The 16,094-nt window shown below is 41.0% G+C and carries 17 protein-coding genes; 2 read left to right on the top strand and 15 right to left on the bottom strand.

The window, feature by feature from the left end; translation table 11 throughout:
• Position 1: 1 nt before the first annotated feature.
• Entirely contained in the window at positions 2-1,195 is a 1,194-nt protein-coding gene (locus tag IV73_RS03045; protein ID WP_057754706.1) for an aminotransferase class I/II-fold pyridoxal phosphate-dependent enzyme, read from the bottom strand.
• Positions 1,196-1,511: 316 nt separating this feature from the next.
• Here IV73_RS03045 and IV73_RS03040 point away from each other — a divergent pair, with 316 nt between their 5' ends.
• Entirely contained in the window at positions 1,512-2,255 is a 744-nt protein-coding gene (locus tag IV73_RS03040; RefSeq protein WP_057754703.1) for a M15 family metallopeptidase, read from the top strand.
• Positions 2,256-2,320: 65 nt separating this feature from the next.
• On the opposite strand, the gene ntdP is transcribed toward IV73_RS03040, so the two are convergent.
• The 14 genes from ntdP to IV73_RS02970 form a co-directional block, all read right to left on the bottom strand.
• On the bottom strand, positions 2,321-2,875 hold the full coding sequence (gene ntdP, locus IV73_RS03035) for a nucleoside tri-diphosphate phosphatase (RefSeq protein WP_057754701.1): 555 nt from the start codon (positions 2,873-2,875) through the stop codon (positions 2,321-2,323).
• 83 nt (positions 2,876-2,958) lie between these two features.
• The gene (locus tag IV73_RS03030; protein WP_057754698.1) at positions 2,959-3,756 is read right to left on the bottom strand and encodes a RecX family transcriptional regulator; all 798 of its coding nucleotides are present in this window, start codon (positions 3,754-3,756) and stop codon (positions 2,959-2,961) included.
• Positions 3,757-5,700, bottom strand: coding sequence for an ATP-binding cassette domain-containing protein (locus IV73_RS03025; RefSeq protein ID WP_057754695.1), 1,944 nt, complete (start codon positions 5,698-5,700; stop codon positions 3,757-3,759). It abuts the gene before it with no gap.
• Positions 5,701-5,787: 87 nt separating this feature from the next.
• On the bottom strand, positions 5,788-6,423 hold the full coding sequence (locus IV73_RS03020) for a redox-sensing transcriptional repressor Rex (RefSeq protein ID WP_057754691.1): 636 nt from the start codon (positions 6,421-6,423) through the stop codon (positions 5,788-5,790).
• A gap of 83 nt (positions 6,424-6,506) precedes the next feature.
• The gene (mutS, locus tag IV73_RS03015) at positions 6,507-9,137 is read right to left on the bottom strand and encodes a DNA mismatch repair protein MutS (RefSeq protein ID WP_057754802.1); all 2,631 of its coding nucleotides are present in this window, start codon (positions 9,135-9,137) and stop codon (positions 6,507-6,509) included.
• A 19-nt stretch (positions 9,138-9,156) separates the two neighbouring features.
• A complete protein-coding gene (locus tag IV73_RS03010) occupies positions 9,157-9,729 on the bottom strand; it encodes a DUF177 domain-containing protein (RefSeq protein WP_057754688.1) in 573 nt (190 codons plus the stop codon).
• Positions 9,710-10,978: a nucleotidyltransferase gene (locus IV73_RS03005; protein ID WP_236697724.1), complete on the bottom strand. Its 1,269-nt coding sequence runs from the start codon at positions 10,976-10,978 to the stop codon at positions 9,710-9,712. Before IV73_RS03005 ends, IV73_RS03010 begins: the two co-directional genes overlap by 20 nt.
• The gene (locus IV73_RS03000; protein ID WP_057754681.1) at positions 10,935-11,684 is read right to left on the bottom strand and encodes a class I SAM-dependent DNA methyltransferase; all 750 of its coding nucleotides are present in this window, start codon (positions 11,682-11,684) and stop codon (positions 10,935-10,937) included. Before IV73_RS03000 ends, IV73_RS03005 begins: the two co-directional genes overlap by 44 nt.
• Positions 11,685-11,687: 3 nt before the next feature.
• On the bottom strand, positions 11,688-12,050 hold the full coding sequence (gene rsfS / locus IV73_RS02995) for a ribosome silencing factor (RefSeq protein WP_057754678.1): 363 nt from the start codon (positions 12,048-12,050) through the stop codon (positions 11,688-11,690).
• Between the two features lie 12 nt (positions 12,051-12,062).
• On the bottom strand, positions 12,063-12,659 hold the full coding sequence (gene yqeK / locus IV73_RS02990; protein ID WP_057754675.1) for a bis(5'-nucleosyl)-tetraphosphatase (symmetrical) YqeK: 597 nt from the start codon (positions 12,657-12,659) through the stop codon (positions 12,063-12,065).
• On the bottom strand, positions 12,643-13,296 hold the full coding sequence (locus IV73_RS02985; RefSeq protein WP_057754672.1) for a nicotinate-nucleotide adenylyltransferase: 654 nt from the start codon (positions 13,294-13,296) through the stop codon (positions 12,643-12,645). Before IV73_RS02985 ends, yqeK begins: the two co-directional genes overlap by 17 nt.
• Positions 13,297-13,335: 39 nt before the next feature.
• On the bottom strand, positions 13,336-13,647 hold the full coding sequence (locus IV73_RS02980) for a YhbY family RNA-binding protein (protein WP_057754669.1): 312 nt from the start codon (positions 13,645-13,647) through the stop codon (positions 13,336-13,338).
• Positions 13,648-13,649: 2 nt separating this feature from the next.
• On the bottom strand, positions 13,650-14,792 hold the full coding sequence (gene yqeH / locus IV73_RS02975; RefSeq protein ID WP_057754666.1) for a ribosome biogenesis GTPase YqeH: 1,143 nt from the start codon (positions 14,790-14,792) through the stop codon (positions 13,650-13,652).
• A complete protein-coding gene (locus IV73_RS02970) occupies positions 14,782-15,312 on the bottom strand; it encodes a YqeG family HAD IIIA-type phosphatase (protein ID WP_057754663.1) in 531 nt (176 codons plus the stop codon). Before IV73_RS02970 ends, yqeH begins: the two co-directional genes overlap by 11 nt.
• Before the next feature lie 204 nt (positions 15,313-15,516).
• Here IV73_RS02970 and IV73_RS02965 point away from each other — a divergent pair, with 204 nt between their 5' ends.
• Positions 15,517-15,960 (top strand): LysM peptidoglycan-binding domain-containing protein, encoded by a 444-nt coding sequence (locus IV73_RS02965; protein WP_057754661.1) that lies wholly within the window; start codon positions 15,517-15,519, stop codon positions 15,958-15,960.
• Positions 15,961-16,094: the final 134 nt, after the last annotated feature.

Below are 16,094 nucleotides of genomic sequence, written 5' to 3'. Positions count from 1 at the left end.
TTTAAGCCCACTCAGCCCGCTTTTTTTCAATCCAGGCTTCCATTCGATCCATTCCAGCCGCTAAGACTTCATCATCACCGGCATAAGAAATCCGAATATATTCTGCCGTAGCCTCTGAGAAGGCGACCCCAGGAGCAACTCCTACGCCCCCTTCAACTGCCAAGTCCCATGCAAATTTCAAACCATCTGCACCGGCTGAAAAGTCCTCTGGAATTTTAGCAAAAATATAGAAAGCTCCCTGAGGATTACCAACATCAAAGCCCATAGCTGACATCCGTTGCATCACATAATCGCGGCGCCGTTGATAGATTGGACGCATTTGATCTGGTGCATCAGCCGCAAGGGTTAAGGCTGCCCGAGCTCCATCTTGTGTCACTTGTGGCAACGCGAAAGTCAATGTGTCATGCACTTTGCCGACTTCGCTAATAATAGCTTCAGGTCCAATGACAAAGCCAATCCGGTAACCCGTCATCGCGTGCGACTTAGACAAGCCATTAATTAACACTGTTTGTTCTGGCAACAGATTCACCATTGAAACATGCTTAACATCATATATTAATTCCGCATAAATTTCATCTGAAATCACCCAAATTTTATACTTCTTGAAAACTGCCGCTAAGGCTTTAAGTTCATCTTCAGTATAAGTTACTCCCGTGGGATTACTTGGGTAGTTAAAGAGGATGGCTTTAATCTTCAAATCAGTCTCAGACAAAGCTTTTTCCACCGCTTCGGGCGTTAATTTAAAGTGGTTTGGGGTCGTGTCCAACTTCAACATTTCCCCCCCGATAATATTAATTGCTGCAAAATATGGAGGATAAGCTGGGGATGGAATTAAGACCCCATCACCCGGCATCAACAAAGTTTGGAACAACGCATAAATCGATTCAGTCACCCCAGAAGTGACGATCACATTTTCCGGACCATTAAAATGCAAATCAAACTTCCGATTGTAATAATCGACTGCCGCTTGCCGCAATGCTAAATCACCTTCAGCTACGGCATAGTGTGAATGATTATCTTTGATTGCTTGAATCATGGTTTGCTTAATCCGCTCATCCACATTAAAACCAGGTTCCCCAAAAGTTAAGTATACTAAATCGTCAAGCCCAGACAGTTGCTTTTGAAAACCAGTTAGGCCATCAATCGTCATTGCTGCGACCGTTTGATTAATTGGTTGAATAAAATCTTGCGACATCTAAAATATAACCTCCATTTTTGCTTAATTTCAAATCCACGGTGAGGTCAGTTCTTACCCTCACGTGCTAAAAATTATTACTATGTGAAACTTATTCGTTATTTTAACACTATTTATATTGCTTACGCTACCTCTTTGCTAAAATCATCCCCGCAACTGCTGCGAAATGCTTGTGTAATATTTGGATTTTAATTATCCATCAATTAAGCCGTTTTCAAACATGGACTAATTTTTGAAGATTCTTGTTCGCTCTGATTCATTTTCGGTATAATAAGAAAAAGGACTTATATCACAAAATAAACAGAAAGAGGGTTTCATGGACCAAGAATTATATCAACCTATTCCTAAAGATATTGCTACATGGGAGTGGAGCACCACTCTTACGCGTCCCATTACTGAAAATCACGAACCACTAGTGCCCTTAGGACTCCTCCCTGAGCGGATTATTGTCCAACCAGCTTATTTTATCCAAGGACTATCTGGTGCTATGTCAGAACTTTACGCGCGCAAGCAAGTGCAAAAACAACTCGCCTATGCCGCCAGCCTACTCCCTGACAATTATCACCTAGTCATTTTTGACGCTTGGCGCTCAGTAACCACACAAGCCGCCCTTTTTCATTCGCTCAAGCGTAAAATTTCCAGAAACAATCCCGACTGGACCAAACAACAGGTTGTTGACGCCACTTTGACGACGGTCGCTGCCCCTTCTCGGGATAAGTATAAACCTTCTCCACATAACACTGGTGGTGCCATTGATTTAACTATCGCCGATGATCAAGGTTTGATGCTTGATATGGCCTCACCTTTTGACGATTTTCGGGAAAACGCACAAACAAATTATCTCGAATGTAAAGAAAATCTAACGCCCGCTGAAGTTGTCGCCCGTGATAATCGCCGACTACTATACAATATTATGCATAAAGCTGGGTTCACCAATTTAATTAATGAATGGTGGCATTTTGATTACGGTAATCAAAACTGGGCCCAATGCGACGCACACCCTGAGGCGCTGTATGGGGCAATCAAACCAACTTTCCCTTGGGTAACAATCATCGATTAATGCTCATCAGTAAATTTTTAAAAATATCAAAAAAGGTTAGGTTGCCCTAACCTTTTTTATTATATCTAACGATGACCGACACGGCTCTTAATTTCTTGGTAGCGCCGGAACCATAGATCCACATATGCTTTTGAAAACGGTCCTTTTTGTTGATTAATCCAATCAACTAAAATTTTAACGTGTTCACTTAAAATATAATCAATTTCGTCTGGATATTGCCATTTTTGCCGATGCTCTTGGTACTCATCAGCGTCCAATAACCGCTTCTCTCCATCCGGATAAACCTTAATATCCAAATCATAATCAATATATTTTAAAGCTTCTTTATCTAAAACAAAGGGGGTCGCTAAATTACAATAATACGACACCCCATTATCACGAATCATGGCTACAATGTTGAACCAATATTTTCGGTGAAAGTAAACAATCGCTGGCTCTCGCGTGACCCAACGACGTCCATCATCTTCAATTACAACAGTATGGTCATTAATTCCGATAATTTCGTTTTCGCTCGTTTTCAAAATCATCGTTTCACGCCAAGTTCGGTGGAGGCTGCCGTCGTGTTTATAACTTTTTATCGTTACATAGTCACCTTCGCGGGGTAACCGTTTGTCTTGCATCACATTCTCCTCAGCCGAAGCTACGAACTTTTTCTTAAAAAGTATAACATATTTTGAAAGTGCTCGCGTAATTTCGGTCACGTTTACGAAGAATGTTCTTTCAGCCACCGGTCAACTTGTTTTAAATTGAAGCCCCGCCGATACATCCCAGCCTTCATTTTTTGCTGGTAATCCCAACCAGAATAATCAGCATAGCGCTCGGCTAATTTCTCAATTTCGCGATTAAAATTATCCATCTCTTGCTCATCATCATGCTCATGCTCATCGAAATAATCACTCAGTGCGCGTTTAATCAGATGTCCATTAAAACCGGATTGATATAACTTATTACTAACTTTTTGTTGTGCGAGATATGCCGATGAACGTTGATATTTATCAAATAACGGTTCAACTTGCTGCATCAAGTTTTCATACTCAGTCTCTTCGTCATAAACCACCAGCGCATCCTCAATCGTAAACGCATCCACCCCATACTGCCGTAATTTAAAGCCGATCCCTTTTGGGCCTAACTTGCCGCGCTGCATCTGGGTGGAAACATATTCTTCTGCAAATTTTTGATCATTTAAAATATCAACTTGCCCCAAACGCTCAAGCGCTTGTTCAATCACATCATCCGGAAAATCAGCTTCTTTTAATTTTTGCCGTACCTGTTGGACGGAACGCATCGTCCCTGTCGCATACACTAACGCTTTTTGATAGGCTTTTTGTGCATATTCAGCCGTTTCAATCTCAACTCGCTGCTCTGCACTCACCTCTGTACCTTTAAATAAATTAAAATCAAGCAGAATTTTTTCAGCGACCGCAAACGCAAACTCATCATCAAGGTAAATATTATAACGTCCTGGGCGGCGCGTCTGCGTGACTCGTGTTACTGTAGCCATCTACGCCTCCATTTCTTGTTGTGCAGCTTCTAGCTCCATGGAGGCATTCGTCCAATCATCTTCCACCTGGGCTAGCTCTACCTGCTTGGCTTCCAAAGTATCATTTAATTCCGTTAATTTCGCCAAATCCGAACCGTTTTCAGGCGCATTGAGAGCTTGATTTAAATCATCAATGGTCTGCGTCAATGTATCCATCTCCGCCTCAGCCTTTTCGACAGCCCGCTTTAACTTACGCAAACTTTTTTGCTGCTCCCGACTGGCCTGATAACCATGCTGTTCTTGCTTTTTCGATGTGTCGGTTACTTCGCCAGAATCTACTGCTTCCTCTTGTTGTGCTTTCTTTTCCAAATAATAATCATAATTTCCGTCAAAGAATTGAACACCATTTGGGGATAATTCCAATACTTCAGTGGCCACTTCATTAATAAAGTAACGATCATGAGAAACAAAGAAAATTGTCCCATTATATTCATTCAAGGCTGTTTCTAAGACTTCACGTGAATCAATGTCTAAGTGGTTCGTCGGTTCGTCTAAAATCAAGAAATTATCTTCTTGCATTGATAATACCGTTAAGAGCAACCGCGCACGTTCGCCACCAGATAGTGATCGGACCTTCTTATCAACATCTTCTCCTGTAAATAAGAAAGACCCTAAAATTGAACGTACATCTTTTTCTGGCCAGGTTGGATGTAGATCCCAGACAGAATTTAAGACCGTTTTATTTTCATCCAAAGTTGCCTGTTCTTGATCATAGTAGCCGACCGAAACATTAGCACCAAGTTTAAACGTCCCCGCTAACGGTGGAATAAAGGACAACAATACCTTAATCAAGGTGGATTTTCCCATTCCATTTGGTCCTACCAGTGCCACCGCATGCTGCTTTTTAACATTAAAATTAATATTGGTCGCTAAAGGTCGCTGATTTTGATATCCCACACTCAAATCACGGACAGCTAACACTTCATTTCCAGAACTTTCTCTAGCTTTAAACGTAATATGCGCTACCCCTGAGTCATTTTTCGGCGGTGCCAACACTTCCATCTTTTCCAATTGCTTTCGCCGTGATTGCGCGCGCTTAGTGGTTGACGCTCGCACAATATTACGATTAACAAAATCTTCCAATTTCGCAATCGTCTCCTGTTGTTTATCATACGCCCGTTGCTCAGCCATTACCCGCGCCGATTTTTGTTCTAAGTAGTTCGTATAATTTCCTGAATAATGCTCCAACGCACCCTGCTGAATTTCGTAAACTTCATTCACCACGCGATCTAAGAAATACCGATCGTGTGAGACAATCAACAAAGCTCCTTGATAATTTTGTAGATACTTCTCTAACCACGCGAGCGTTTCCATATCCAAATGATTCGTCGGCTCATCCAAAACCAATAAATCTGGGGTCTCTAACAATTGCTTGGCAATCGCCAATCGCGTGCGCTGCCCCCCAGATAAATCCGAGATTAATTGGTCATAAAAGCTTTCATCAAAGCCAAATCCATGTAACACCCCGCGGATAGTGGCATCATAACCATATCCATTTTGTTCCGTAAAATCATGTTGTACCTGATCATACTCAGCTAATAATTGTTGCGCAGCGGGCATACTATTATCAATAATAGCCGCCATTTGTGCTTCCAATTGATGCATTCGTTGCTCTAAAGCCATCACGTCGGCAAAACTAGCCCGCATTTCTTCATACACACTTAATTGCGAATCCATCCCCGAATTTTGGGCCAGGTAAGCTAATTTCAAACCTTTTTTAGCAGAAACCACCCCTTCATCCGGAGCTTCTTCTCCAATTAGAATCTTTAATAAGGTGGACTTCCCGGCCCCGTTACGCCCCACTAAACCAATACGTGAGCGATCTTGAATTTGCATTGAAAAATGCTCAAAAAATGTAACCCCATTAAAATGGCGAGCCACATCGCTTGCTTGTAAAATTATCATCTTGCCCTCTTTTTTCTGGGTAGCTCTCTAACAGCAACCGCCTATTGAAAAAGACTTGGTTGCTATTTCAACGCCCAAGTCTTCTTTTTAATTACTAATATCGTTATCAATGAAATACAACAATGTTTGTAATTCATTGGTCAAATCAACATTTTGTACATGAATTTGTTTAGAAACATCCAACCGTAAAGGTGTAAAGTTCAAAATCCCTTTAATCCCGCTATCTTCCAAACGTGCGGCAATTGATTGAGCTGCATCTGCTGGGACGGTCAACATCGCCACATCAATCCGCTGTTCAGCAATTTGTTCTTCCAATTCATCCATGGAAAAAACGGGAACGCCATTTTGAATCGTATTAATTAACTCAGGATTAACTTCAAACACCGCTGAGATCCGCACATTGGAAGTCTTTTGAAACTTAAAGTTCAATAAAGCATGTCCCAAATTTCCTAAACCAATCAATGCGACCGAAGCTAAGGTATCTTGATTTAATTCGCCTGAGAAAAAATTAATCAACTCTGAGACTTCATACCCATAGCCTCGTTTTCCTAGTGCCCCAAAGCACGAAAAATCACGTCGAATGGTCGCTGCATCAATTTTAACAATTTCTGCTAAATCAACGGATGAAATTCGGGTGGTTCCTTCATCTAACAATAATTTTAAATATCGATAATAAATAGGGAGCCGGCGTGCCGTAGCCCTTGGAATTTTTTGATTTTTCATGACATATCTCACTTCTTTTAATCTGACATCTAACTTATATTCTTAGTGTAGCATAGATTTGTCAGATTGTGAAATCAAAAACTTTATTTTGGATTAATTTTTTGCAACTCTGCTAACAAAAGTAAGGCTTCCAGCGGAGTTGTTTGACTTAAGTCCACATTCTGCACGCGTTGCGCAACCGTCCGTTCTTGTGAATTTGGTTCCTCTGGCGCAAACAAATCCAGTTGATTACTCTTTTCTTCGGGATGTTGCTCCTTCACAAGATCCAAAACCTCAACCGTATCTGAATTCGAAGCATCCACCTTGACTCCTTGGTCTGCATCCACTTTTTGTTGTGATTCTTGTTCTAATTGCTTTAAAATCACACTAGCACGTGTCGTCAAACTGTCTGGCAGCCCTGCTAGCTTAGCCACATTAATTCCATAGGATTGATCTGCCGCTCCGGGTAGTATCCGATGCGAGAAAATCAGTTGACCATTCTCTTCATGTGCTCCAACATGCATATTAAAAAGCTGTGGTAACTGTTCATCTAGAACCGTTAATTCATGATAATGGGTTGAGAATAGCGTCTTCGCGTGTACATTTTGATGCACATATTCAATAATTGCTTGTGCCAGTGCCATCCCATCAAAAGTAGCAGTTCCGCGTCCTAATTCATCCAATAAAATTAATGAATCTTCCGTCGCGTCTTGTAATGCGGTATTTGCTTCGGCCATTTCGACCATGAATGTCGAATTTCCAGAAATCAAATCGTCAGCAGCCCCAATTCGAGTGAAAATTTGGTCAAAAATGGGAATTTCCGCCGCTGCGGCTGGTACAAAAGAACCGATTTGCGCCATGATAATCGTTAAAGCTAATTGCCGCATGTAAGTTGATTTTCCAGACATATTCGGTCCCGTAATCAACATAATCATTTGTTGGGGATCCATCACAATATCATTGGCTACATAACTTTGATATCCCAAGACTTTTTCCACGACCGGATGCCGTCCTTGGGTAATTTTTAATGTGTGGGTGCGATTTAATTGCGGGCGTACAAGTTGATTTGCTTGCGCCACTTGCGCCAAAGCACATAGCACATCTAGCTCGGCCAGCTTTTTAGCCAATCGTTGCAACCGCTCAATATTATTTTTAATCTCATCTCGTAATTCAGTAAAGAGCGTGTATTCAAGCTGACTCGAATGCGTTTCCGCATTCATGATTTCTTCTTCATGCGCTTTTAACTCAGGGGTCACAAAGCGTTCCGCATTGGTTAAAGTCTGTTTGCGCGTGTAACGCTCGGAATCCAATTTAGCAATATTGGCTTTTGTAATTTCGATATAATAACCAAAGACTTTATTATAGCCAATTTTTAAACTATTGATACCGGTCGCTTCCCGCTCTGCCTGCTCTAATTCAACTAACCATTGTTTTCCATCCCGCAACACATGCCGATATTGATCTAACGTTTCATTATAACTATCGCGAATAATTCCACCGTCCGTAACTGACAAAGGTGGTTCGTCAACAATCGCTTGACTAATCAACTGTTCCAAATCGGCGACGGGGTCCAGTTGGGTAATCATCTCACCAAAAATGGCCGGATCTAACTGTTTCAAACTTTGAATCAAAACCGGAACTTGCCGCAAAGAATTCCGAATTTGTAATAAATCACGTCCATTAGCCGTGCCATAAGCGACCCGTCCCACTAACCGCTCTAGGTCATAGACACTTTTTAGACCCTTTTGTAAATCACTGTGAATGATAAAATCGCTCATCAGTCCCGCAATTTTATCATAACGGGCTTCGATATTAGCCTGGTCAATGAGCGGTTGTTCCAACCACTGCTTCAACAAGCGCGCTCCCATGGCCGTTTGTGTTTCATCCAACAGCCATAATAATGTTCCACTCCGTTGCTGCGTTCTTAAATTAGTCGTCAATTCAAGGTTTGCTCGCGAATTCCGATCCATTTTCAAATATTGCGCCACCGTATATGACTGGACGGGTTGCAAATGATCTAAAGAACGTTTTTGCGTTGAAAAAAGATAAGTAATTAACAACAAGGCCGCATGCCCTTCTAAGACACTCAAATCTTGCACTAGGTTTTTTTGCGCAGTCGGAAGTTCTTCACTCAGAATTTGCGTCGACATCATTATCCCGAGGTTCGTCAAAGAAGCCGCCAAATCAGACGGTAACAATTGCTCTGAAACCACCTCTTTAGCGTCTAAACGTGCTAACTCATTTAAAACCGCCGTCGTCGAAGTTAATCTTGTAGTTTTCAACTCACCGGTTGACAAATCCGTATACGCGAAGCCATAATTTTGCGCGTCTTCTGCCGCAATCGCAACCAAATAATTGTTCTCTTTGGCTGCTTCTCCTCCTTCGCTCATCCGTGTTCCCGGGGTGACAAGCTGCACTACTTCACGTTTAACCATCCCCTCCGCCTGAGCAGGGTCTTCCATCTGTTCAACCACGGCGACTTTATAACCTTTATCAACCAAAATATCAATATAATTTTGCGCTGCATGATGTGGCACCCCCGCCATCGGTACTGGATGATCAGAGTTTTTATTTCGTTGCGTCAGTGTTAATTCCAAAATTTGCGAACCTTGAATCGCATCATCATTGAACAATTCATAAAAATCACCCAATCGATAAAATAAAAACGCATCCGGATACTGCGCCTTAATTTCATTATACTGTTCCATCATTGGGGTTTCTTTGCTTTTACTCATTTTAATCCCCATTCGTTTTTTAGTGCTGTTCCTCTTGCTCATCATTTTCGTGATCTAATAAATTAGCTAACCCCGCTAAGGGTGTATTATTTTCATTAGCTGGCTCATTAATAGCTTCATGCTCAGCTAGATACTCATCTTCACTAATGACAGCCCAGCCTTCGCCTTCTGGCATCGGTGCTTCTTCTTCACCTTCTGCCAAAACTTGGAGTGGAATTTGCAAGAAAATATAATCGACTAACACGTCGTCAAAATTCAAAACTTCATCTTCCAATAAAATAACCGATTCACTCATCTCATAGTGCTCAGCATGTTGAATATCTGGAATATAAATCTCGTCAATCATAAAATCCAAAGGTAAATCGACCGGTTCAGCTGAACGAGTTGAAGGCGTAATAATTTTACCAACCACATGAGCATGCAAAACAAAATCGTCTTGCTCGTTTTGAATCATCCCCTCGACTTGCATCGGCGTAGCATCAAGAATGACATCATTAAATTTATCTTTTAAAGCCGCCGTTACATCCATCATTTCGTTAAAACGTAATGGTTCTTGTTTATATTTTACTAATTCATTTAAATTCCATTTCATGAGAAGCTCCTTTTAATATGAATGGATGTTGGTGAACATCTTTATTCGAGACTTGATGATTCGGCTGGAAATATTCATATAAGCGCCCAGCTCGCACATCAAGTTTCAAAATGGTTTTACTATTTTCTTGATTAACCCGTCCAATTACCGGCAAAGTAGCCTGCTTTCTTAAAGCCTTTAACCAAGCTTGACCCTGCACATTAAATGCTAATGGGCGTAAATACAGGTGCTGCATCGCAAATTCCATTTCATTTTGTGTAATATTGAGTAAAACATACAAAAGATTTCGCTGCAAACGACTATATGTATAGCGCTTACTTTTAAAACTTTGCATAAAATCATCCCAGTCCAAAACTTCGAGTTGCCAATATGCTTGGACTGTTTTTTGTAACCGCTGAGCCAAGCCATCATTTAATTGATAAATTTGTTCCAACTCAGTAATTTCCCGGGTCATGACGATATACTTCAACAATGACCACTGCTTTACTGGCTGCCAATCTAAGGGCGCCTGCTCCAAGAAGAGGCGTTGCGTACCTTTGGGAACATACAAAGCTAATTGTTCCACATTCAGATGATCATTTTGTAAAGCTTGCCGTAACGCTGTGGCGCTCGCAAATTGTTGTGGATGAAGCTCTACTGCATGATATGCGGATCCTTGCCGTTGAATCGCACGGAGTTGCACCTGATCTGCTTGTCCTAATGCTAAGAGTGCGAAGGCATAACTAAGCCCCAACCAATCATTAGGACTTGTAATTTCAATCTTAAAACGCTCCTTTAACATCTGATTATAACTCGATGCATAAGGCTGATCATATTGTTGAAAAATTTGCGAATCATCCGGCGCTTGTTGAATGGCTTTTGCTAACGCCATGAAGTCCCATTCAGCATGCTCTGCGCCAAAAACAATTTCACTCACCCCAGCGGCCACCAAAATTTCAACAGCCCCTTGCGCAAAAAAAGGACCTGGTTGAATCGCAAATGCCACTGGCAATTCAAGAACCAAGTCCACTCCATTTTCAACCGCAGCTGCAGACCGCTGCCATTTATCATAAAGCGCTGGTTCACCTCTTTGCACAAAATTACCACTCATAACCGCAATGACGGTATCTGCTTGCGTAAGCTGTTTAGCTTGCTGTAAATGATATTGATGTCCGTTATGAAAAGGATTGTATTCAGTAATTAATCCAACTGCTTTTCCCATCATGTTACCCTTTTTGCGCGCTAAAGAACCAGCGATTCGTCTGATCATCAACCTGCTTTTGGCGACCAAAGTCACCCGTTACTTCAATATGGACAAATCCCGCCTGAGCCAATAACCGCTGATATGTTCCAAGGTCATACGTTCTTTCCGTATGAATCTCCGTCAATTGTTTGTAACCATCAATGGCTTCATCGTAGATAAAAAAAATCAATTCATGTTCAACCGTGTGAACTGCATTCTCAACCCCATATGAACTCCATAAAAAAGCCATCTCATCATCGTGATAGTTGTACATGTATCCAGGATAGTATACATCCGTTTGGTACGGGGTGATGACATCAAATAAGAACTGACCTCCCGTAGTCAAATGGTCATATACTTGTTGAAACGCCATTAAGGTTTCCACTTCATTTGCTAAATAGTTAAATGAGTCCGCAAAAGAAGTAATCGTCCCAAATTGCTTTTGATAATCGGACCATTCTCGCATATCACCTTGTACCAATGGTAAATCAACTTGAGCCTCAGCCGCATGTGCTTGCGCCAAGCTCAACATTTCTTCAGATAAATCAAACACGGTCACATCAAAACCTTTTTGTTTGAGCCTTAAAGCTAACCGACCCGCTCCACCAGCTAATTCCAGTAATGGAGCTTGTGGATTTTTAATCTGATTTACCGCGTACTGTAGCCAATCAGCGTATGCATCATCATCGAATAAATCATCATATAATTTCGCAAACGTTTGATAATTTGCCATCGTTTAATCCTCAATTAGCCATTCTTGGATATCAATTGGTTGGCTTTTAGCAGCCCATAGTTGCTCCAAACCATAAAAATTACGCATTTCTTCTTTAAACACGTGCACCGTTAGATCACCAAAATCTAAGACCACCCACTCCCCATTATCACGTCCTTCATGTTGACGTAATGTAAAGCCAGCTTCTTGCATCTTATCAACGATTTCTTGTGTAATCGCTAAAACTTGACGATTACTAGGAGCGTCCATAATCAATAGGGCGTCTGTGAACATTGATACACCTTGTAAATCTAAGGCCACAATATCTTCTGCCCGCTTACTATCTGCAGCTTTAACTGCAACTTCTAACATTTTTGTTAAACTCATGTTTTTCTCCATTTATTTTGTTGACCAAACATTATAAGTTAAAAGCGACAACGGATATATCCGCGCTTTTTGACCGACCAAATAGGCTAATGTATGTCGGGCTTGCCACCCAACACTTGCCGCTAAATTGGTATGTGCCAGATTCCGTACTTCATCCACACCGGGGAAATCGCGCCCCATTTCAACATAATCGGCCATGTATAAGACTTGACTTAGCGGCGTCATTTCTGGCGCGCCCGTTGTGTGCTGTCGTACAGCAGTTAAAATGGTTTCATCAGTAATATTTAATTCACGCGCAATAAATTCCGCCCCAACGACGCCGTGCCAAATATTATTCCCCCAATTTAATAAATCAGCGTCTAAATGTGCTGTGGCAATCATCGCCTTAAACTCATCATCACTGCGCTCTTTCGTGTAATCATGCACCAAAGCCGCTACCGATGCCATTTCTAAATCAACACCCCAAATTTCAGCTAATTGTAACGCCATTGCTTCAACTCTCAACACGTGTTGATACCGATAATCCGACATAGCTGCTTGCACTTTTTGTACCAACGCTTGCCGTACGCCTGGATAATAATGCTTTTGATATTCAATTCCTATCGTCATCTTGGTAAAGCCCCTTTTCGAAAATATATGCCGCTACTAAATCTGGGACCAAGTAGCGAACGCTTTCGTGGTGCGCAATTTTTTGCCGTAAATCCGTTGAACTAATATCTAAATCTGGAACCGTCACAAATTGAATTGGAAATTCACTTTTAGGTGCCGAGACGCCGGGGCGATTAACTCCCACGAAATGGGTTAATTGCATTAATTCGTCAATCCGATGCCAAGTCGGTAAATACGCCACTTCATCCGCACCAATAATAAAATAATATTCATAATTTGGGTGTTTTTGGACTAATGTTAATAAAGTATCATATGCATAACTGATACCGCCACGCTCTACCTCAGCTAATTCAAAATCAAACAGGCTATTGCCTTGAATGGCGGCCTGCACCATTTTTACTCGATCAACTGCAGCAATCGCTTCTTTATGATCGACATGGGGCGGGATAGCATTAGGCATAAAGTAAACTTTTTCCAATTCCAATTGTCGGGCCACCTGCTCTCCAATCACTAGATGTCCTAGATGGGGTGGATTAAAGGTTCCCCCTAACAATCCAACCCGTACGCTGCGTGACTCGAGCTCCGTTTCCGGCTGATTTTGAGCTTTTACTTCTAAGGTCGTAACTGTATGTTGCATTCCAATCCATCCTTTCTGTATGAAGCTCTCCAATAGCAATTAAATTTTTGCCACTGTTACAGAATAATCACGATACTTAGGATTTTGGGCCTGACCAAATAACAATAAAGTATGCCCAATCGTTTGGACTACTTGAATATTTGAATTAGCTTCAATATATTCTTTTACTTCTGAAACCGTGACATCTGAATTATTTAAAATATTAACTTTAAACAGTTCACGTTTATCGATTGCTGAGCCTAATTGCTCTAACCAATTAGGCGTTAATCCTTGCTTTCCTACGCTAAAAAGAGGTCGCATATCATGCGCCGTAGCGCGTAAGTATCGTTTTTGTTTACCACGTAATTCCATTATTATATCATTGCCTTTCTTGTCAAAACTGAAACACCTTCAGGAGCCCACGCTGCTACTACTACATTAGCTGGCACTGTAACCCAACCTAAGCCGTCCACCACAATATCTGTTTTCATCGTCGTCTTAAATTCATGGCGACGCAAAGGTGGCATTTTAGCCATATCCTTATCATTTGGTGGGGTTAGTAAAGTTCCTGCATGCTTTTCATAAAAAGCAGTGGCCTTTTCCAATTTCGTCCGATGAATTTGCAGGTTATTCTCAAAGTATGCCGTAATTCCCGTCTTAGGGCCTTGCACATAATCAAACCGCGCCATTGCTCCAAAAAAGAGCGTCTGTTCTGAGTTCAATTGATACGTACGGGGCTTTAATTCTTTTTGTGGTGAAACGTACTTCAAATCTTTGGCACTCAAAAAATGAGCCATTTGATCGGCATGAATAATTCCTGGGGTATCGATAATATCACTGCTATCATCTAATGGAATCTCAATCCGATCAAGGGTGGTACCAGGAAAACGTGACGTCGTAATCACATCTTGCTGATCACCGGTTACATCTTTAATAATCTGATTAATCAAAGTTGATTTACCAACATTAGTGACCCCCACTACATAAACGGATTGACCATTTCGATATTGCTCAATTTTATCCAACAATGTTGAGACTTCATCCCCATTTTTACCAGAAGTTAGCATAATATCGATTGGTCGTAGTCCAGCAATATTAGCTTGTTGGCGCATCCAATCTTTAACTTTGCTGCGTCGGATTGAATGTGGTAATACATCGACTTTATTTCCTACCAATAAAATAGGATTTGAACCAACAAAACGATGTAATCCTGGAATCATTGATCCGCTAAAATCAAACACGTCCATCACGTAAACAACTAGAGCCTTCGTTTCAGAAATTTGATTCAAAAGCCGGCGAAAATCATCGTCGGTTAAACTAACCGGTTGAATTTCGTTATAATGCCGCAAGCGAAAGCAACGCTGGCAAAGAACTTCTTCTTGGTCAAAGCCTTTAATCAAAGCTGACATCGGCGTATAACCAATCTCATTGGGTTCAGTTGTTTGAATAGTAGCCCCACACCCAATACATTTAAGTCCGTCTGCCAAGTATTCCTGAGCTTCTTTTTCACTTATCAAGATTATTCCTCCATTGTAATTCCGGATATTGTCGTTTTAAATGTTTTTTTACCCCTTTTTCAAAAAAGCGGTTAATTTTAGTATTCCATTGATCGGTATCAATTAAGGGCTCAACTAAGACACTGCGCATCCTCATGGCGTTTGCGGCCATAATGTCAGTCAACAATTGATCACCAACCATCACCACATCCTTTGGGGCCAGTTGTAGCTTCGTTAGTGCTTCTTGCAAACCATGGGTTGTAGGTTTTAACGCACGGGCTATAAATTTCAAATGTAACGGTTCAGCCACTCGCTCAATCCGTTCAGCTGAATTATTTGAAACAATCATGACTGGAATCTGAGCCTTTTCCAAACGTAATAACCATTCATGTAACTGTGTCGTTCCATCCGGATTATTCCAAGCAATTAAAGTATTATCTAAATCCGTTAACACTGCTTGGATTCCGTGTCGTTTTAAATCAGCCGGGTCAAGCTGATAGATGGCATGCACTTGCCACGTTGGTTTAAAAAAATCCTTCATCGAATTCCCCTTTTTCGTTGTCTATTAAGTGTAATTATACGCTAGATTAATAAGTGGATAAAGGTATATTTTTGAATTAAGCTTTCTGACATCCAGAATCTGTTTAAATTCACTTTAAGAGTCTTGAATTTACCTTGGCAGATTCAAGAAAAATCGCTAGACTAAAATTAATCTAACACTTTATTAAAAATATAGGGGACCACTATGTCAAGTAAACTCAGTTTAACTTTTAAGCGTATTCTGCTCGCACTGCTCGTTTTTTTTGTTACTTTTATCATCGCTTTTGGGATCACACGTGCCTTTCATAGCATTTTCAATACTACATCAAATCAAACGCATGAGACCGCAAAGACTAACTTATCCTCATCTTCTAGTTCCAAAGTCAAAAAGAAATCAACTACGGATAAAGGTAAAAATAAGCAAACTAGTAAAACGACTCAACCCAAGCCGACTGTAACTGAGGATTTAAAAGCTGAGGAATCCTCTGACGTTGCAACTGCAACCCACGTTGTCGCAACCGGCGAGACTTGGTATCGGATCGCTTATAACAACAATCTAACTACCGCTCAATTAAAAGCGATCAATCCGGGGGTCGTTGATTTAAAGGCAGGCATGAGCATTAAAATCCCACAAACTGCTAATACCTAAAATATCTGCTTGATATGATAAAAATTCAAACGTGTTCGATCTATACTTCAGCTTCATTTAGATTTCAATTCACTTTAATTAAAATCATTGTAAACAAAAAATCACGTCAATTATTGACGTGATTTTTTAATGTT

The sequence above is a fragment of the Weissella kandleri genome, from assembly GCF_001438705.1.
GTDB lineage: Bacteria > Bacillota > Bacilli > Lactobacillales > Lactobacillaceae > Weissella > Weissella kandleri.
Note: the sequence above shows the minus strand (reverse complement) of the source record. Positions and strands in the feature narration are given on the sequence as shown.